Annotated in this window: 19 protein-coding genes, 1 tRNA gene and 1 pseudogene; 14 read left to right on the top strand and 7 right to left on the bottom strand. The window is 64.8% G+C overall.

Annotated elements, in window-relative coordinates; genetic code table 11:
* Positions 1-40: 40 nt before the first annotated feature.
* On the bottom strand, positions 41-400 hold the full coding sequence (locus QCE63_RS07585; RefSeq protein ID WP_404990089.1) for a hypothetical protein: 360 nt from the start codon (positions 398-400) through the stop codon (positions 41-43).
* Positions 401-753: 353 nt separating this feature from the next.
* On the opposite strand from QCE63_RS07585, the gene QCE63_RS07590 reads away from it, so the two are divergent.
* The 6 genes from QCE63_RS07590 (at position 754) to QCE63_RS07615 (ending at position 4,137) form a co-directional block, all read left to right on the top strand.
* Positions 754-1,020, top strand: coding sequence for a hypothetical protein (locus tag QCE63_RS07590; RefSeq protein ID WP_309832050.1), 267 nt, complete (start codon positions 754-756; stop codon positions 1,018-1,020).
* Positions 1,017-1,373: a hypothetical protein gene (locus QCE63_RS07595; protein ID WP_309832052.1), complete on the top strand. Its 357-nt coding sequence runs from the start codon at positions 1,017-1,019 to the stop codon at positions 1,371-1,373. The genes QCE63_RS07590 and QCE63_RS07595 overlap by 4 nt, the downstream gene beginning before the upstream one ends.
* 148 nt (positions 1,374-1,521) lie before the next feature.
* The gene (locus QCE63_RS07600; RefSeq protein ID WP_309832054.1) at positions 1,522-1,815 is read left to right on the top strand and encodes a DUF1488 domain-containing protein; all 294 of its coding nucleotides are present in this window, start codon (positions 1,522-1,524) and stop codon (positions 1,813-1,815) included.
* A gap of 228 nt (positions 1,816-2,043) precedes the next feature.
* Positions 2,044-2,223: a hypothetical protein gene (locus QCE63_RS07605; protein ID WP_309832056.1), complete on the top strand. Its 180-nt coding sequence runs from the start codon at positions 2,044-2,046 to the stop codon at positions 2,221-2,223.
* 115 nt (positions 2,224-2,338) lie between these two features.
* On the top strand, positions 2,339-3,031 hold the full coding sequence (locus QCE63_RS07610) for a TetR/AcrR family transcriptional regulator (RefSeq protein ID WP_309832058.1): 693 nt from the start codon (positions 2,339-2,341) through the stop codon (positions 3,029-3,031).
* Complete coding sequence (locus QCE63_RS07615; protein ID WP_309832061.1) at positions 3,028-4,137, top strand: enoyl-CoA hydratase/isomerase family protein; 1,110 nt, start codon at positions 3,028-3,030, stop codon at positions 4,135-4,137. Before QCE63_RS07610 ends, QCE63_RS07615 begins: the two co-directional genes overlap by 4 nt.
* Before the next feature lie 83 nt (positions 4,138-4,220).
* On the opposite strand, the gene QCE63_RS07620 is transcribed toward QCE63_RS07615, so the two are convergent.
* Positions 4,221-4,646: a hypothetical protein gene (locus tag QCE63_RS07620; RefSeq protein ID WP_309832063.1), complete on the bottom strand. Its 426-nt coding sequence runs from the start codon at positions 4,644-4,646 to the stop codon at positions 4,221-4,223.
* A gap of 128 nt (positions 4,647-4,774) precedes the next feature.
* Positions 4,775-5,029 carry a hypothetical protein gene (locus tag QCE63_RS07625; RefSeq protein WP_309832065.1) on the bottom strand — a complete coding sequence of 85 codons (255 nt, stop codon included), beginning with the start codon at positions 5,027-5,029 and terminating at the stop codon, positions 4,775-4,777.
* Positions 5,030-5,210: 181 nt separating this feature from the next.
* On the opposite strand from QCE63_RS07625, the gene dusA reads away from it, so the two are divergent.
* The 5 genes from dusA (at position 5,211) to QCE63_RS07650 (ending at position 8,153) form a co-directional block, all read left to right on the top strand.
* A complete protein-coding gene (gene dusA, locus QCE63_RS07630; protein WP_309832067.1) occupies positions 5,211-6,215 on the top strand; it encodes a tRNA dihydrouridine(20/20a) synthase DusA in 1,005 nt (334 codons plus the stop codon).
* 121 nt (positions 6,216-6,336) lie between these two features.
* Positions 6,337-6,412 (top strand) — tRNA-His (locus QCE63_RS07635).
* Between the two features lie 173 nt (positions 6,413-6,585).
* The gene (locus QCE63_RS07640; protein WP_309832069.1) at positions 6,586-6,888 is read left to right on the top strand and encodes a hypothetical protein; all 303 of its coding nucleotides are present in this window, start codon (positions 6,586-6,588) and stop codon (positions 6,886-6,888) included.
* A 175-nt stretch (positions 6,889-7,063) separates the two neighbouring features.
* The gene (locus tag QCE63_RS07645; RefSeq protein ID WP_309832071.1) at positions 7,064-7,267 is read left to right on the top strand and encodes a hypothetical protein; all 204 of its coding nucleotides are present in this window, start codon (positions 7,064-7,066) and stop codon (positions 7,265-7,267) included.
* Between the two features lie 148 nt (positions 7,268-7,415).
* Positions 7,416-8,153, top strand: coding sequence for an SDR family oxidoreductase (locus QCE63_RS07650; protein WP_309832073.1), 738 nt, complete (start codon positions 7,416-7,418; stop codon positions 8,151-8,153).
* A gap of 49 nt (positions 8,154-8,202) precedes the next feature.
* Here the strand turns inward: QCE63_RS07650 and QCE63_RS07655 are convergent, their stop codons facing one another.
* On the bottom strand, positions 8,203-8,400 hold the full coding sequence (locus QCE63_RS07655; protein WP_309832075.1) for a hypothetical protein: 198 nt from the start codon (positions 8,398-8,400) through the stop codon (positions 8,203-8,205).
* A gap of 69 nt (positions 8,401-8,469) precedes the next feature.
* Positions 8,470-9,897, bottom strand: a pseudogene (locus tag QCE63_RS07660) (MFS transporter).
* A gap of 220 nt (positions 9,898-10,117) precedes the next feature.
* On the opposite strand from QCE63_RS07660, the gene QCE63_RS07665 reads away from it, so the two are divergent.
* From QCE63_RS07665 to gnd, 3 genes are all read left to right on the top strand, one after another.
* Entirely contained in the window at positions 10,118-11,170 is a 1,053-nt protein-coding gene (locus tag QCE63_RS07665; protein WP_309832077.1) for an NADP(H)-dependent aldo-keto reductase, read from the top strand.
* Positions 11,171-11,620: 450 nt separating this feature from the next.
* On the top strand, positions 11,621-13,714 hold the full coding sequence (gene tkt, locus QCE63_RS07670) for a transketolase (protein ID WP_309832079.1): 2,094 nt from the start codon (positions 11,621-11,623) through the stop codon (positions 13,712-13,714).
* A gap of 5 nt (positions 13,715-13,719) precedes the next feature.
* Positions 13,720-14,700, top strand: a complete 981-nt coding sequence (gene gnd / locus QCE63_RS07675) for a phosphogluconate dehydrogenase (NAD(+)-dependent, decarboxylating) (RefSeq protein ID WP_309832082.1) — start codon at positions 13,720-13,722, stop codon at positions 14,698-14,700.
* A gap of 61 nt (positions 14,701-14,761) precedes the next feature.
* Here the strand turns inward: gnd and QCE63_RS07680 are convergent, their stop codons facing one another.
* A complete protein-coding gene (locus QCE63_RS07680) occupies positions 14,762-15,622 on the bottom strand; it encodes an ABC transporter permease (RefSeq protein ID WP_309832083.1) in 861 nt (286 codons plus the stop codon).
* 13 nt (positions 15,623-15,635) lie between these two features.
* The gene (gene nodI, locus QCE63_RS07685; RefSeq protein WP_309832086.1) at positions 15,636-16,607 is read right to left on the bottom strand and encodes a nodulation factor ABC transporter ATP-binding protein NodI; all 972 of its coding nucleotides are present in this window, start codon (positions 16,605-16,607) and stop codon (positions 15,636-15,638) included.
* Positions 16,608-16,907 lie beyond the last annotated feature (300 nt).

Raw genomic sequence — 16,907 nt, forward strand, 5'->3', positions numbered from 1 at the left:
GAATCATCGAATGATCGGACCGCGCGCGAACGCTGCGGCGTTACTTGCAGCGAACGATCATCGAACGGTTCTTGACGTTCGCCGAGATCACGTTGGTGATGCCGCCGCCGGTCGGGCCGCCTTCCTCGTTGTCCTTCGACACGATGTCATAGCCCGTCGCGCCGCACTTCTCGCCGGCCAGGACGTAGCAACTGGCCCAGCTGGATCCGGCATCGGCGCCGCTGCAGTTGACCGCGTAGCCGGTCTGGCCATCGGGCAGATTGATCAGCGAAGCGTCGTTCGACGATGCGCACGCGCCCAGGTTCGCCACCGCGAGCGCAGCCGCGCCGATCAGGGCGGCACGCAGCCAGGAAGCGTTCGCAGCGCCGGATGGGGTTGAGCATGCGGAGTGTCGGCGCATGCGCCGGCCGTGATCCTTCATCTTTACCTCGTGAGAGCGAATGACGTTGCGCCGCTGGCAGGACGGTCACAGGACCGTCGCGCGAGGGCGTTTTTTTGAGAGGTGCATTGTCCCATACGCGCCTTACGTGACACGTAAGCGCTTGTTAGCGAAGCCGTCTGCCGGGCGCGATGCTTGCGAGTCAAGGCTGAAGAGAACGCGCCGCAGCAAGCACGTCGCGGCGTCGCTGAAACAATGGGAACGAATGAACTAATTTCCGGATCCGACGCCTTACTGATCTGATTGCCGGTTGAAATTGCCTGACCGAAGCGTCGCGAAGCTGCGCCGCGCGGTCCGCCAAAGGAGGAAGAAACATGGCAGAACGAGTCACGGGGCCGTACCGGGGCTACTACATCAGCGCTTCGGCGCGGCTCGTGCAGACGCATGAACCGCAAACCGAGTCAGGACCGATCTACGTCGGATCGGTGAGTCTCGCGCAGGGCGGCCCGGACGACGTGCATCGCTTCGAGGCGCTCGTCGACCTCGGGCCGGAGCAGCGTTTCTCGACCGAAGCCCAGGCGCTCGCCCATGTGGAACAGGCCGCGCGCGAGTATATCGACCGCTTGCTGCGTCCGGCATGATGCGCCCCATTCACCTGCGACATGCCGTGCTGTTCGACGTCGCGACCGGTCTCGTCGACTTGTTTCCGAGCGGCGCGGACATCGCGGAGATCGGCGTGGACGCAGCGCCTTCGCTGTTCGTCAGCTGGCGCACGGGCGGGGTGGCCAATCATCCTGGCAACATCGCGTGGGGCGTGCATTACCGCTTCGATGCGCAGGTGCTGCGCGCCTATCCGCAACTCGCCGACGACGCCCGCGAACGGGTTTGCGAACGCGTGCGCGAGCAGAGCCGTCTGCTGGATTTCAACTATGCCGATCCGCTGGCGAGCTCGCTGCTGGTCGTCGATATCGACGAGGACGTGCTGGCCGCGTGATGCACGACCGCGGGGGGCATGGGTATGGACCGCAAAACGGGCGCGCAGTTACCATAGTCGCCGCACCGCTTCATGCGAAGCCTGAGCCATTCGGGATTGCCGCACCGTCGCATGGAACGGGCCGTCACGGCCAAGCTACGAGACCATCATGGACATCCGATTTCTTCAGGACGCGCGCGACTATCGCGATTCCAATCTGACCGTCGAATTCGCCGCGCTGGTTGATGGCCGGCGCGTGCCGTGCGCGATATCGGTCGAGGCGCTCGAAGACCATTTCGGCGCGCAGACCTATGACAGTGCGGGCTGGATCGATGCGTTCGACGCCGGGCGCACGCACATCGAAGCGGTGGCGAGCGAGCATCTGCGCGTGACGAACGGCATGCCGGTGCTCCTGAAGAGCGGCCACTTCCCGCCCGGTCCGGTGACGCCGACGCAGCACTGAAGCGCAAGCACATTCCACTCTTACATGGCGCGATGTAAGACCTGCCTTGCATTGCCTGTTGGGCCGGGAGAAGCGCCGACATGCGTACGCATTTGCTTTCGCGGCATCCCGCAACGGAGTACCATCTGCAGACTCGCCGCACGCGATGCGATTCGCTCGGCATAGTACTTGCTCAACGCCATGCGCGTTACCAGGGCAGCCACATTATAAAAATCGCACGGGGTCGTCATGTTCCATTCCTTTCTTCACTCGCTTGTCGAGTCCAATGCGCTATGGCTCATCTGGGCAGCCGTCGGTGTGCTGATTCTCGCGGTGTGCATCGTGTTCTCTTCGGTCGTTTTGCGCGACTCGGACGAGCCGCTGTACGAGTCGGTCGCGCGTCCGGACGACGACCGCATGCCGGTCTGACCGAGGCATCGGCGGTGCAGGGCGGGGCCGCGCATTGACTCCGAAATTGACGGTGCCGACAATGCCTCGCATGGGACCGCGAGTGCCCCGCACCGAGCAGAGACGAGCGCAGCGCATGGCGCTGCGCGAGCGCATACTCGAAGTTTCGCGCGAGATCGTCAGGCGGGAAGGCTTTGCGTCGCTGTCGATGAGAAAGCTCGCCGGCGCGATCGATTATTCTCCCGCCGCGCTCTATCTTCACTTCAGGAGCCGCAGCGAGATCGCGCGGGCGTTGAGCATGGAAGGCCACCTGCGCTTGCGTGAGGCGTTCGTTGCGCAGGCGAGCATTGCGGAACCGGCCGCCCGTCTGCACGCGATGGCGCGTGCGTATGTCGAATTCGGTCTGGCCGAACCGCAGACGTATCGGCTGATGTTCATGGAGCCGGCGGGTTCCTTCGAAGCCGCGACAGATGGCATCGACACGAACGCTCCGGCTGTTGCCGAAGCAGCCGATGCCGGCGCGGCGATGCTGGCGCCGATCGCGGACGCGTTCCTCGAACTACGCTCGGCCGGACGCCTGCCACCGCACGCCGCACCCGCGGCCTGTGCGGAAGGACTCTGGGCGAGTCTTCATGGCGTCGTCGCGCTGAAGCTGAACGGCGCGGCATGGCCCGCCACGCCGGCTGAGACGCTGGTCGAGCTGTTGCTCGAAGCGTGGTGCAAGCAGGCGGACGTGCGCGTCGGCGACAAGCGAAACGCGGGAACCAAACCTCGGAAAGCAGAACCTCAAGGCAATTCAGCGAACCGACCCGACACCTCAACACGATGACCATCGAAGACATCCGAATCGACACCGCCAACGGCATCGGCTTCATTGCGCTCGAACGCCCGAAGGCACTCAACGCGCTGACCGCGCCGATGCTGGGCGCGATCAGCGAGGCGCTGCGCGCGTGGCGGCACGACCAGGCGATCCGCGCGGTCGTGATCTTCAGTCCGCATGTGCGCGCGTTCTGCGCGGGCGGCGACATCCGCTTCCTGTACGAATCGGCGACGGCAGGCAAGCGTGAAGCCATCGACGCGTTCTTCACCGAGGAATACAAGCTCAATCACGCGATCTTCACGTTTCCGAAGCCGTATATCGCGGTGGTGAACGGCGTCGTGATGGGCGGCGGGATGGGGATTTCGCAGGGCGCGCATCATACGGGCGGCCTGCGTATCGTCACGCAGTCCACCAAAATGGCGATGCCCGAGACACGCATCGGGCTCTTTCCGGATGTCGGCGTGAGCTGGTTTCTCGCGCGCGCGCCGGGCGCGATCGGCCGCTATCTCGCGGCCACCGGCGCAACCATGGCCGCCGCCGATGCGCTTTACGCCCGCATGGCCGACGCCTATCTCGACGATGGCGCGTTGCCCGGCTTGATCGAATCGCTTCGCCATCAGCGCTTTCTCGACGGCGTGGAGATCGTGCGTTTCGTGCAGGGCGAAACCACGAAGTACAAGGTGGCGCCCATTCCGGAACGCAGCGCGCTCGCCGAGGCGCGCACGATGATCGACAAGCATTTTGCGGCGGGCAATGGCGCGTCGATTCTTGCGTCCCTCGAGCGCGATGCCGACGGCGGTCACGAGTGGGCGCGGCAGACGGCCATGGAGTTGCGCGAGCGTTCGCCGTTGTCGGTCGATGTGGCCTTGCAGCAGGTCGACCGCGCGAAGTTCTCGACCATGGCGGAGACCTTGCGGCGCGATCTCGACCTGACGCGCACCGTGTTCGAACGTGGCGACGTGGTGGAGGGCATCCGCGCGCGCATCGTCGACAAGGACAATCAGCCGCAATGGAAGCTTGCGCGGCTGGAGGACGTGAAGGCCGCGGACGTCGAGCGCATGTTCGAAAGCGCGTGGACGCCGGCGGCGCATCCGCTCAGGCTCCTGAAGGACTGAACGAAGCGAGACCCGGTGTGCAAGCAAGCGGCCCGATCGAACCTGATCGGGCCGCTTTTGTTTATACGGAGCGCAAACGCGAATCAGCGCGTGTCGGTGCCGGCCATGAAGGCGCGCATGAAGACAAGGGCGCCCCAGCCCCAGATGGCATTGGCGATGAAACTGGGCGCGAGGCGCGGCAGCATGTTGCCGGCAGGCCAGATGCCGCGCACGGGATCGATGATGAAGACGCTGACCGCCGTCAACACGATGCCGCCGAACACGAGCGCGCCGATCCAGGGCGCGCTGCGATCCGGCGCGACGCGCAGCAGCCACGCCATCAGAATGCCGAAGACGGCGCTCCAGAGCGCGTTGGCGATGAATTCGGGGATGCCGAGCGGCAGGAACGGCACCGTGGAAAAGCCAGCTGGATCGATGACGCCCGCTGCGTGCAGCAGCGCCAGGGTCGATTCGCGAAAGAAGAGTGCGGCAAGGAAACCGGAAACGAACGGCAGAATGATTTTTTGCATTGGCAGGACCGCTTGGATCGCTTGAAAACATTTCAAGCCCGGAGCCGCGGTTCTCTCGGAGTATCGTGACGAGCGCCATTATAGGGGCGTCGCGGGTGCTGCCAGCCCGTTACAGACGCCGTGCCCGACTATTTCGCGATTGCGTCGCTTGCAGGGCTGTGATGTAGCATGCGATCGCTGTTTGGCGGTGGCGTGGGGCGCTTGACCGGCATGTTGTCGGGGTTGTCCGGGCGGGTCGCGCTCGCGGATGGCGCGCCGGTCGTGGGCGGCGGCTTGACCATCGAGGCGCCGTTGTCTGGCGGGTTGGTCTGGGCTTGCGCGGCTTGCACCGCGAGCGCGGCGGCGAGAAAGAGGGCGGCTGTCGCGAGACGATGGCAGGGCATGATGGTTCTCCGGGCGGCGCAGGCGAGGTGCGTGGCTGAGTTTACGGAAACGATGCAGCAAGTTTCTGCCCAGGCCGCCAGTACAAACCGGCCGCAACCAAACCGCCGCAGTGCGGTAAAATCGCAAATTCCCTTTATTTTCAAGCGGCTCGCGTTCAGCGGGCCCGTCGCTCATTCGCTCATGGCCGCCGTACCGAAACTCAAGTCCCGTCGTGTCTCCGTCGCTCCGATGATGGATTGGACCGACCGCCATTGCCGTTCGCTGCATCGTCTCGTGTCGCGCCATGCGTGGCTTTACACGGAGATGGTGACGACCGGCGCCTTGCTGTACGGCGATGTCGCGCGTCATCTCGCATTCACGCCGGCCGAAGCGCCTGTCGCGCTGCAACTCGGCGGCAGCGAGCCTGCCGATCTCGCCCGCAGCGCGAAGCTCGGCGAACAGTGGGGCTATGACGAAATCAACCTCAATTGCGGCTGCCCGTCGGAGCGCGTGCAGCGCGGCGCATTCGGCGCGTGCCTGATGAAGGAGCCGCCGCTCGTCGCGGACTGCGTGAAGGCGATGCGCGACGCCGTATCGATACCGGTCACGGTCAAGCATCGCATCGGCGTGGATGAGGTCGAGGATTACGCTTTCGTGCGGGATTTCGTTGGGACCGTGGCGGACGCGGGTTGTGAGGTGTTCATCGTGCACGCGCGCAACGCGATCCTGAAAGGGCTGAGCCCGAAGGAAAATCGCGAGATTCCGCCGTTGAAGTATGACTATGCGTATCGGCTGAAGCGGGATTTCCCGCATCTGGAAATTTCGATCAACGGCGGCATCAAGACGCTGGACGAAGTCGAAGAGCATCTGAAGCACGTCGACGGCGTGATGCTCGGCCGCGAGGCCTATCACAACCCGTATGTGCTGGCCGATGTCGATACACGGTTCTATGGTGCTGTCACGCCGGTGCCTTCACGCGAAGAGATCGAGGAGGCGTTGATTGCGTACGCGCGCAGCGAGCTCGCACGCGGCACCTATCTCGGCGCGGTGACACGGCATGCGCTCGGACTGTATCGCGGCGTTGCGGGCGCGCGCGGATGGCGTCGCGTCCTGTCCGACAGCCGCCGCCTCGCCACCGGCGATCTCGCAATCTTCGACGAAGCGCGCGGGCATCTGCGCGAGGTCATGGAAGCAATCGAATCGTGAACGCCGATGTCCGGAAAAAGATGCTCAAAAGGGCTAGTCAAGCGTAAGCATTGTTCGTATAATCTCGCTTCTTGATTGCTGCGGTAGCTGTTTCGGAGCAGTCGGGATCGCGGTAACAGTGGTGGCTGTAGCTCAGTTGGTAGAGTCCAGGATTGTGATTCCTGTCGTCGTGGGTTCGAGTCCCATCAGCCACCCCACCGAGAATTCGTAGCGCTTGATCGCTACACCAGAAAAGCACTGTGTCCTCACAGTGCTTTTTTTTTCGCCCAAATTCGCATCCAGCGAACGAGCGACGCTCGAACGGGCGCCCATCCCCCACGCCGCACCATGCTACGATTTTCCCTTCCCCGGGACGAAATTGGAGGCAGCCATGGCAACCTTGGCGATCGACGGCGTGCGCTGGGTCAACGACCGCGTGACCAGCGTGCGATGGGGCAGTTTCGATCCCTCCACGAACGACTGGACCGCGCCCACCACCATCGTGGACGTTCAGCAGGTCGTGGACGCCATCCATAGCGGCAAGGAAGTGCGCACGCTGTTCACGCTCGGCGGACGGACGTTTCTCGGGCCGAAAGTGGGCGCGCTACCTTATGCGAACGGCCACGTGGGCATCGAGACGCGGGTCCAGGACGGGCAGATCGAGAAATCGCTCGAGGATCTTCCCGCCGTCTGAATCCGGCGCGGTCCCGGTCCATTTCCTGCGACATTCGATTACGCGTGCACCAGCGGCGCTGCCGTCAACGCACGCGTCACGCTGACGGACGGTTGCACCCGTCCAGCCCATGCAACACGCAGCGGCGCTGCATCCGCGACGCCGCCAGTGCGTCACCATCAACGAGGAGGTCGGTATGGCATCGTCGAATGAAGGGAATCTGCGCGCGTTCGTACAAACCGCGGAGCAGGCAGGCGGTTTTGTCTGGGTGATCGCGCTCGTCGATTTTTCCGCGAAGGAAGTCAAACGCGCAATGGTCTCGGAGGAAAGCTTCTCGACCGCCGACGCCGCGCGCGATGCCGGCAACGACCGCCTGAAGGGCATGTCGAACGACCGCTGAGCCGGTTCGTCACATCAAGGTGCAAATATAAGCTGGACAAAACTCGTTCGATGTCTTCGAACGAGTTCGCCAAACCGCTCGTACGGCAACGCGCAAGCGCGCGCCCATAATGCCTTCACACTGATCAACGTTCACAAAGGAGAACGTCATGAACCGCTTCGAAGGCAAGACAGTCCTGGTTACCGGCGGCAACAGCGGCATCGGCCTGGCGGCCGCGCAGGCGTTCGCGGCTGAAGGCGCGCGCGTTGTCATCACGGGACGCGACGAGGCTTCACTCGCCGAGGCGCGCGCCACGCTCGGCGAACATGCGCTCGCCATCCGCAACGTCGCTGGCACGGTCGCCGCCGCGCGCGAGCTTGCGCAACAACTTTCAAACGCCCACATCCGTCTCGATGCCGTGTTCGTCAACGCGGGCATCGGCATCTTCGCGCCGTTCACCGAGATCGACGAAAAAGCCTGGGACGATACCTTCTCGATCAACGTGAAGGGACCGTACTTCCAGATCCAGGCCTTGTTGCCGCTGTTCAACGAAGGTGCATCGATCGTGCTGAACGGTTCGATCAACGCGCACATCGGCATGCCGACGTCATCGGTCTATGCGGCCAGCAAGGCGGCGCTCGTGTCGCTGGCGAGGACCCTCTCGGCGGAACTGCTGCCGCGCGGCGTGCGCGTGAACGTGGTGAGCCCAGGTCCGGTCTCGACGCCGTTGCACGAGAAGCTCGGCATCGTCGATGACGCGCGTGCGCAGCTGCAAGCTCAGATTCCGCTCGGCCGCTTCGGCAAGTCGAGCGAAGTGGCGGCGACGGTCCTGCATCTCGCCGCGCCGGAGTCAGGCTTCATTGTCGGGACGGAGATCGTGATCGACGGCGGGATGAGCCAGCTCTGATCTCATCCGATGCGGCATGGACCGGCATCCGGCCATGCCGCGTGAACCGTCACATCGGCCACCAGGCGCCGATGCCCGGCTCGGCGTCGAGGGCGCGCAGGAAGTCGTCGGCGAAGGCGGCGCTCGCCAGTTCATGTTCGAGCGAGCCCGCGGTCAAGTCGTGGGGATTCTTGAGGCCCTTGGCGTGGCGGATGACGGCGACCGTTTCGGTCAGGGCGGCGATGGAGTCGAGCGTGTGCGAGTTCATAGCGCACTTTTACGGCAGGGACGGATCAGCCTTTAGAGTGCGGATGCGTAAATTCGACATCGCCGCGCATCATGTCCTGGGTTTGCGATGCCCGGACACCAGCGCGCCCGCATCCGGTGCGAGCGTAAAGAGATCGATGACGCCGATCAGCCCGATCAACCCGACGATCAGGAACGCCACGCTGAAATCCTCCGGACCGATGCTATGGGCATCGTGCCCATGCAGCCATTCGCCGAAGCGCAGCGCGATGGCACCCACGGCCACGCCGATGCCCATCGTCATCTGAAACAGCGTGCTGGACAGCGCGGACGCGGCGCTCATCTGAGCCTTGGGCACATCCGCGAAGCTGAGCGTGTTGAGGGCCGTGAACTGCAACGAGCGCGACAGCCCGCTTGCGAACAGCACGGCGGCGATCACGAACTTGGGCGTGGCCGGCGCGAGCAGGCTCATCGCGGCGAGCGAGAGCGCGGCGAGCACGCCGTTCACGATCAACACGTGCCGGAAGCCGAAGCGGCGCATGACGGGCGTGGTGACGAGTTTCATCGAGAGATTGCCCGCGAATACCGCGAGCGTCAGCAGGCCCGATTCGAACGCGTTCATGCCGAAGCCGACCTGGAACATCAGCGGCAGCAGGAACGGCGCGGCGCTGATCGCGATGCGAAACAGCGAGCCGCCGCCCATCGCCACGGCAAAGGTCTTCACGCGCAACGCGGACAAGTCCACGACCGGTTGCGCCGCGCGGCGCAGATGCCACCACGACGCGATGCCCGCGATTCCCCCCACCAGCACGAGCACGCCGATCGAGGTCCAGTCCGCGTCGCCGCGGCCGCTCAGTTCCATCGCGTACAGCAGCGTGGTGCAGGCGATGCCGCACAGCGCGAAGCCCGGCAGGTCGAAGCGGCGTCGTGCGTCCTCGCGGGTGTTGTCGAGGTAGCGCAGCGTGAGCAGGAGGCCAATCAGCCCGAGCGGCACGTTCAGATAGAAGATCCAGCGCCACGACGAATACGTGGTGATGAAGCCGCCCAGCGGCGGCCCGATCACCGGCGCGACGAGCCCCGGCCACGTGATGATGGCGATGGCGCGCATCAGCCCTTCCTTGGGCGTCGCGCGCAGCACGGCGAGCCGTCCGACCGGCACCATCATCGCGCCGCCGATGCCCTGCAACACGCGCGCCACGGCGAACGCGGGCAGGGTCGAGGTGGTTGCGCACAGGACGGACGCGGCCGTGAACACGGCGATCGCGCTGCCGAACACGGTGCGCAGGCCGAAGCGGTCGGCGGCTCAGCCGGAGATCGGAATGAAGACGGCGAGCGTCAGCAGATACGCCGTGATGCCGAGACTCATGTCGGCGGGATGCACGTTGAAGGAGCGCGCCATTTGCGGCAGCGCCGTGGCGATGATCGTGCCGTCGAGGTTCTCCATGAAGAAGGTCGCAGCGACCAGCGTGACGATGAGCGACGCGCTGCGCTGGCGGTCGCGGTCGCTTTTGGACGGCATCGGTTCGGGCATTCCTGAACGGGCGGATGGACGTTGGACGAGGCTGCCATTCTAGCCGCGACAGCAGAGCTTGCGCGCCTATGGTAGCTTTCGCGCTTGCCTGAAGGCCGGCCGCAGCCAAGGCTGGCAATGCGCTGACGAAGTGCTGACGAAGTGCTGATCAAGCGCTGACCAAGCACTGACGATGGGCAGACATAACGCCAACAAGAGGGATTGGACAATGAAGTTTCGGAAACTGGGTGATTCGGGTATCGACGTGAGTCTGATCGGGCTCGGCACCATGACCTGGGGCGAGCAAAACACCGAGCGCGATGCGCACGAGCAGATCGACTACGCGTTGGCGCAGGGCGTGAATCTGCTCGATGCCGCCGAAATGTACCCGGTGCCGCCGCGCCCCGAGACGCAAGGCCGCACCGAGCAATACATCGGCACGTGGCTCGCGCGGAACCCGGCGAAGCGCGCCGATATCGTGCTCGCTACCAAGATCGCCGGGCCCGCGCGCCAGCCCCACAATCCGCGTCACATTCGCGGCGCGGGCAATCAGTTCGACCGCAAGAACCTGAACGAAGCCATCGACAGCAGCCTGAAGCGCCTGCAGACCGATTACGTCGATCTGTATCAGCTGCACTGGCCCGACCGCAGCACGATGACCTTTGGCCGTTCGTCGTATCCGTACCTTGAGGACGAATACTCGGTGCCCATCGAGGAGACGCTCGCCGCGCTCGCCGAACTCGTGAAGGCAGGCAAGGTTCGCCATGTCGGCGTGTCGAACGAAACGCCGTGGGGCGTCGCGCAGTTCCTGCGCGCGGCCGAGAAAGCCGGCTTGCCGAAGATCGTCAGCATTCAGAATCCCTACAGCCTCGTGAACCGCACCTATGAACTGGGGCTGTCGGAGTTCACGCACCGGGATGGCGTCGGCCTGCTCGCGTATTCGCCGCTGGCCTTCGGCTGGCTCTCCGGCAAGTACGAAGGCGGCGCGCGTCCGGCCGGCGCGCGCATCACGCTGTACGAACGCTTCCAGCGCTACAGCAAGCCGCAGTCGGTCGCGGCCATCACGTCCTATGTCGAACTCGCCGCGCGCCACAGCCTCACGCCCACGCAACTCGCGCTCGCGTTCGTCAATCAGCGGCCCTTCACGACCAGCACGCTGATCGGCGCGACGACCATGGAGCAGCTGAAGGAAAACATCGGCAGCGTGGAGATCGAACTGTCGGAAGAAATCCTGGCCGAGATCGACGCGCTGCACGAGCGTCAGCCGAATCCGGCGCCCTGAGGTTGGCCGGACGCGTCTCCCGGACGCGCCGCGGATTTTCCTGCGCGTTCAGGGATTTGCCACGCTTTTTGCAGGCCGCGCCGTGAATGTGTCAGCATGGAGGTTCTCGCGGCGGCGTGCCTCGCGGGTTGAACACCCCGAGGCAAAGCGGCGCTTCATTGTCCGACGCGCAGGAAACCGCTTGAAGACATTACCCGCAAGAACGTACCGCACGTCGCAAGGTAACAAAGCAGGACAGGAAGTACCGCGCGCCCGCGTCCTGCCTCAACGCAACGCCGTCTGAATGCCGTCTGAACGCCCGTAGCGCCGCATCGCCGCGCGCCACGGCGCGTCCCTCGCAACACTCGCGGTGCCGTGCCGGCTGCAAGGCACTACACTTGCTCGATGGTCCTGGTTGCCCGCTGCGGCGCCTCAAGCCACAGCGCGCTCTTCGCAAAGGAGTCGTCGCTCATGTCTCAAGCATCACCTCAAGCAAAAGACCTCGATCGCCTGGCGATCGACACCATCCGCACGCTGTCGATGGACGCCGTGCAGAAGGCCAATTCCGGCCACCCCGGCACGCCGATGGCGCTCGCGCCCGTGGCGTTCCACCTGTGGCAGAACCATCTGCGCTACGATCCCGACGCGCCGCTGTGGCCGAACCGCGACCGCTTCGTGCTCTCGGTCGGCCATGCGTCGATGCTGCTGTACTCGATGCTGCATCTCGCCGGCGTGAAGGAAGTCGACGAACACGGCAAGCCCACCGGCAAGCCTGCGATCTCGCTCGACGACATCGAGCACTTCCGTCAACTCGACAGCAAGACGCCCGGTCACCCCGAATTCCGCATGACGACCGGCGTCGAGACGACCACCGGCCCGCTAGGGCAGGGTCTCGGCAACAGCGTGGGCATGGCGATGGCCGCGCGCTGGAAGGAAGCCCACTTCAACCAGGGCGGCGACACGCTGTTCGACTATCACGTCTGGACGCTGTGCGGCGACGGCGACATGATGGAAGGCATTTCGCACGAAGCGGCGTCGCTGGCCGGGCACCTGAAACTGTCGAACCTGACGTGGATCTACGACAGCAACACGATCACCATCGAAGGCCACACGGAACTCGCCTACAGCGACGACGTTGCTTCGCGCTTCCACGGCTACAACTGGAACGTGCTGCACGTCGATGACGCCAACGACGGCGCCGCGCTCGAAGCCGCGTTCAAGGAGGCGAAGGCGACCCAGGACAAGCCGACGCTGATCATCGTCAAGAGCATCATCGGCTGGGGCGCGCCGCACAAGCAGAACACGGCGGGCGCGCACGGCGAGGCGCTGGGCGAGGACGAAGTGAAGCTGGCCAAGAAGTTCTATGGCTGGCCCGAGGACAAGCAGTTCTACGTGCCCGACGGCGTGATGCAGCACTTGGCCGAAGGCATGGGCGCGCGCGGCAAGAAGCTGCATGCCGAATGGAAGCAGCGCTTCGACGCCTACGAAAAGAGCCATCCCGAACTCGCGAAGGAAGCCTGGCAGATGCTGAATCACACGCTTCCCGAAGGTTGGGAAGACGCGATTCCGAACTTCGACGCGGATCCGAAGGGCCTCGCTACGCGCGACTCGTCGGGCAAGGTGCTGAACGCGATTGCGCAGCGCATCCCCTGGCTGATCGGCGGCGCGGCGGACCTGTCGCCTTCCACGAAGACGAACCTCAAGTTCGAGGGCGCCGGCAGCTTCGAGCATGACGACTACTCCGGACGCAACCTGCACTTCGGCATCCGCGAGCACGGCATGGGCTCCGTCTGCAACGGCATGGCGCTGTCCGACCTGCGGCCGTACGGCTCGACCTTCCTGATTTTCAGCGACTACATGAAGCCGCCGATCCGCCTCTCGGCCATCATGGAAGTGCCGGTCATCTACATCTTCACGCACGATTCAATCGGCGTGGGCGAAGACGGTCCGACGCACCAGCCGATCGAGCAGCTCGCGTCGCTGCGCGCGGTACCCGGACTCACGCTGCTGCGCCCGGCGGACGCGAACGAAGTGGGCGAGTCGTGGCGCGTCGCGTTGACGCACAACAAGGAGCCGTCCTGCCTCGTGCTGACGCGCCAGCCGCTGCCCACTTTCGACCGCTCGAAATACGGCTCGGCGGAAGGCGTGCGGCGCGGCGCGTATGTGCTCGCCGACGCCGACGGCGGCAAGAAACCCGAGGTCATCCTGATGGCGAGCGGCAGCGAAGTGTCGCTGTGCGTCGAGGCCTTCGAGAAGCTCACGGCCGAAGGCATCGCGGCGCGGGTCGTGTCGATGCCTTCATGGGACATCTTCGAAAAGCAGGATGAGGCCTACAAGGAGTCGGTGCTGCCGTCGGACGTGCATGCGCGCGTGTGCGCCGAGCAGGGGGCGACGCTCGGCTGGGACCGCTATGTCGGCCGGCTCGGGGCGCAGATCGTCATGCATACGTTCGGCGCATCGGCGCCGTTGAAGGCGCTCAAGACCAAGTTCGGCTTCACGCCGGAAGCGGTCGTCGACGCTGCGAAGAAACAGATCGAACGTGTGAAATCCAACGGCAAGGAGTAACGGACATGCAGATCGGCATCGTGGGACTGGGGCGCATGGGCGGCAACATCGGGCGCCGCCTGATGCGCGACGGACACCAGTGCGTCGTGTACGACCACAACCCGGAGGTCACCGCCACGCTTGCGGGCGAGGGCGCGACCGGGGCGAAGGATCTCGGCGATCTCGTCGCGAAACTTGAAGCGCCGCGCGTCGTCTGGCTGATGCTTCCGGCGGGCAAGATCACCGAGGACACGCTGGGCGACCTGCGCAAGATCCTGACGGCGGACGACGTGATCATCGACGGCGGCAACAGCTTCTACAAGGACGACATCCGCCGCGCGGCGCAGTTGCGGGAGCAGGGCCTGCATTACGTCGACGTGGGCACCTCGGGCGGCGTGTGGGGCCTGACGCGCGGCTATTGCATGATGATCGGCGGCGAAGAGGCGGTCGTGCGCCGCATCGATCCGATTCTCGCGACACTCGCCCCCGGACGCGGCGACATTCCGGAGACGCCCGGACGCGAGGGCCGCGACGCGCGCGTGGAGAACGGCTACATGCATTGCGGGCCGGTGGGTTCGGGGCACTTCGTCAAGATGGTTCACAACGGCATCGAGTACGGCCTGATGCAGGCGTATGCCGAAGGCTTCCACGTGCTCGAACGCAAGGACTCGACCGAACTGCCCGAGAACGAGCGCTATTCGCTCGATCTCGCCGATGTCGCCGAAGTGTGGCGGCGCGGCAGCGTGGTGTCGTCGTGGCTGCTGGACCTGACGGCGGGCGCGCTCGCCGGCGACGGTTCGCTCGACCGCTATTCAGCCGAGGTCGCCGACAGTGGCGAAGGACGCTGGACCATCGAGGCGGCAATCGAGGAGGCGGTGCCGGCGCAGGTGCTGTCGGCGGCGCTGTACACGCGCTTCCGCTCGCGGGACGCCGAGTCGTTCCCCGAGCGCATGCTGTCGGCCATGCGCTTCGGCTTCGGCGGGCATCATGAGTTTCCGGTGAAATAGCGGGCCGTCACTCTGGCTGTTTGAAACAGCGGCGCCGGACCCTCGCGGTCCGGCGCCGTTTTCATTTCATCATGCGCCGCCTGAAGAGCCACGCGCACAGGAAAAACGGCACGACGGCATAGGCGGCCAGCGCGAGCACATGCAGCGCCCAGCCATCGAGCGGACGGCCGAGCATCGCGGGACGGATCAACTCCACCGCGTGATAGAGCGGCAGCACCTGCGTCACGTGCTGCGCGAGCGCGGGCAATTGCGCGATCGGGAAGAACACGCCGGAGAGCAGCAGCATCGGCGTGAGCGCGAGCGTCTGGTAGAACATGAAGAAGTCGTAGCTCGGCGCGAGCGCCGTCACGATCATCGCCGTGCTGGAGAAAGCGAGCCCGGTCAGCACGATGACCGGCCCCGCGATCAGCATCGACGGAAAACTGGCGTAGCCGAGCGCGCCCGCGACGATCATGATCGCGACGCCCGACAGCACCGACTTGCTCGCGGCCCACACGATCTCGCCCAGCACGATGTCGCCAAGCGTGAGCGGCGTGTGCATGATGGCTTCCCAGGTGCGCTGAACCTGCATGCGCGAGAAGCCCGAATACATCGCCTCGAAGCTCGACGACATCATCACGCTCGACGCCACCGTGCCCGCCGCGAGGAACGCGATATACGACACGCCGTCGACATGCCCGACCATCAGGCCGAGACCCAGGCCCAGGCCGAACAGATAGATCATCGGGTCGGCGAGATTGCCGATCATCGAGGCGATCGCGAGCTTCTTCCACACCAGGTAATTGCGCCGCCATACGGACATCCAGTGGGTGGCGTTGGCGGGCAGCGCGCTCAAGAGCGGCGTGAGGTTGTCCGCCTGGGCTTGCGCTTGTTTCCGGCGTGCGGCTTTTGCCTTGGCGCTGGATTGATCGAAGGTATTCATGGGCTTGTGCGGTTCAGTCCACCATTTCGCGGCCCGTGAGGCGCAGGAACACATCTTCCAGGTTCGCCGGGCGATGCAGATAACGCACGCCGGCGCGGCCGCGGACGAGCGCGTGCACGGGTTGCGGGTCATCGACGTAGCAGAACAGCGTCTCGCCGCTCACTTCCATGCGCGCGACGAGCGGTTCAAGTTCGGCGGCGAGCGCTTTCGGATCCGGTCCGTAGATCTCGATCACGTCCGAGCCGATCACCGATTCGATCAGTTCGGCCGGCCTGCCTTCGGCGATCTTGCGTCCTTCCTCGATCACGCACAGACGGTTGCACAGACGCTCCGCTTCTTCCATGAAATGCGTGGTCAGCAGGATGGTCTTGCCGCGCGCGAGCAGGGAGCGCAGCCGTTCCCAGATCAGATGGCGCGCTTGCGGATCGAGACCGGTGGTCGGTTCGTCCATCACGAGCACGTCGGGGTCGTTGACGAGTGCGCGCGCAAGTGTAAGGCGCCGCTTCATGCCGCCCGAGAGTTCGCCGACACGCGCATCGGCCTTGCTCTCCAGCCGCGCGAATTCGAGCAGCGACGGGACGAGTGCGTCCATGCGCGCACCCTTCAGCCCGAAGTAACGGCCGAACACGACGAGGTTTTCGCGGACGGTGAAATCGGGATCGAGGTTGTCGAACTGCGGCACTACGCCCACGCGTTCGCGAGCGAAGCGGGCGCGCGCCGGAACAGGTTCGCCGACGAGCCGGATCGAGCCGCTGTCCGGCGACGTGATGCCGAGCAGCATCTTGAGCGTCGTGGTCTTGCCGGCGCCGTTCGGGCCGAGCAGGCCGAAGCACTCGCCGGGGCGCACGTCGAAAGAGAGGCCGTCCACTACGGTGCGCGCGCCGTAGTGCTTCCTGACCTCGCTGAACTCGATGGCGGGTGCACTGGCGCTGATGTCATCGTGAAGGCCGGCACGCGATGGCTGCTGCAATGTTTGATCAGTCATGCATTGGTGTTGCGCGAAGAAAAGCGATGGGAAATCCAGCGGGCTAGTGTAATCCAATGCACCAGCTTGGCGCTCGACGCGCCGTCGCGAGCGGCAAGCCCGTTTCGAATCCGTGCGTGGACCGCGTGGCTGATTCCGTCTGTACCGTTCGAGGCTTGTCGGGCAAGGATGTTGCACGGCTGGCACGACGCCAGCTTGCATGAACGGCATAAGCGTCCGGTTAGCGTTTTCCACCGTTGTGACGCCTTGAGCGACACACGATGATGAAGACGCGACACTACGGGAAATCGCATTGCCTTC

Source organism: Caballeronia sp. LZ065 (assembly GCF_031450975.1).
Lineage (GTDB): Bacteria > Pseudomonadota > Gammaproteobacteria > Burkholderiales > Burkholderiaceae > Caballeronia.

What these genes read in the sequence shown, in the direction of transcription:
- QCE63_RS07585 (WP_404990089.1), bottom strand. Translation starts at nt 400, where the DNA reads ATGCGCCGACACTCCGCATGCTCAACCCCATCCGGCGCTGCGAACGCT.
- QCE63_RS07590 (WP_309832050.1), top strand. Translation starts at nt 754, where the DNA reads ATGGCAGAACGAGTCACGGGGCCGTACCGGGGCTACTACATCAGCGCT.
- QCE63_RS07595 (WP_309832052.1), top strand. Translation starts at nt 1,017, where the DNA reads ATGATGCGCCCCATTCACCTGCGACATGCCGTGCTGTTCGACGTCGCG.
- QCE63_RS07600 (WP_309832054.1), top strand. Translation starts at nt 1,522, where the DNA reads ATGGACATCCGATTTCTTCAGGACGCGCGCGACTATCGCGATTCCAAT.
- QCE63_RS07605 (WP_309832056.1), top strand. Translation starts at nt 2,044, where the DNA reads ATGTTCCATTCCTTTCTTCACTCGCTTGTCGAGTCCAATGCGCTATGG.
- QCE63_RS07610 (WP_309832058.1), top strand. Translation starts at nt 2,339, where the DNA reads ATGGCGCTGCGCGAGCGCATACTCGAAGTTTCGCGCGAGATCGTCAGG.
- QCE63_RS07615 (WP_309832061.1), top strand. Translation starts at nt 3,028, where the DNA reads ATGACCATCGAAGACATCCGAATCGACACCGCCAACGGCATCGGCTTC.
- QCE63_RS07620 (WP_309832063.1), bottom strand. Translation starts at nt 4,646, where the DNA reads ATGCAAAAAATCATTCTGCCGTTCGTTTCCGGTTTCCTTGCCGCACTC.
- QCE63_RS07625 (WP_309832065.1), bottom strand. Translation starts at nt 5,029, where the DNA reads ATGCCCTGCCATCGTCTCGCGACAGCCGCCCTCTTTCTCGCCGCCGCG.
- dusA (WP_309832067.1), top strand. Translation starts at nt 5,211, where the DNA reads ATGGCCGCCGTACCGAAACTCAAGTCCCGTCGTGTCTCCGTCGCTCCG.
- QCE63_RS07640 (WP_309832069.1), top strand. Translation starts at nt 6,586, where the DNA reads ATGGCAACCTTGGCGATCGACGGCGTGCGCTGGGTCAACGACCGCGTG.
- QCE63_RS07645 (WP_309832071.1), top strand. Translation starts at nt 7,064, where the DNA reads ATGGCATCGTCGAATGAAGGGAATCTGCGCGCGTTCGTACAAACCGCG.
- QCE63_RS07650 (WP_309832073.1), top strand. Translation starts at nt 7,416, where the DNA reads ATGAACCGCTTCGAAGGCAAGACAGTCCTGGTTACCGGCGGCAACAGC.
- QCE63_RS07655 (WP_309832075.1), bottom strand. Translation starts at nt 8,400, where the DNA reads ATGAACTCGCACACGCTCGACTCCATCGCCGCCCTGACCGAAACGGTC.
- QCE63_RS07665 (WP_309832077.1), top strand. Translation starts at nt 10,118, where the DNA reads ATGAAGTTTCGGAAACTGGGTGATTCGGGTATCGACGTGAGTCTGATC.
- tkt (WP_309832079.1), top strand. Translation starts at nt 11,621, where the DNA reads ATGTCTCAAGCATCACCTCAAGCAAAAGACCTCGATCGCCTGGCGATC.
- gnd (WP_309832082.1), top strand. Translation starts at nt 13,720, where the DNA reads ATGCAGATCGGCATCGTGGGACTGGGGCGCATGGGCGGCAACATCGGG.
- QCE63_RS07680 (WP_309832083.1), bottom strand. Translation starts at nt 15,622, where the DNA reads ATGAATACCTTCGATCAATCCAGCGCCAAGGCAAAAGCCGCACGCCGG.
- nodI (WP_309832086.1), bottom strand. Translation starts at nt 16,607, where the DNA reads ATGACTGATCAAACATTGCAGCAGCCATCGCGTGCCGGCCTTCACGAT.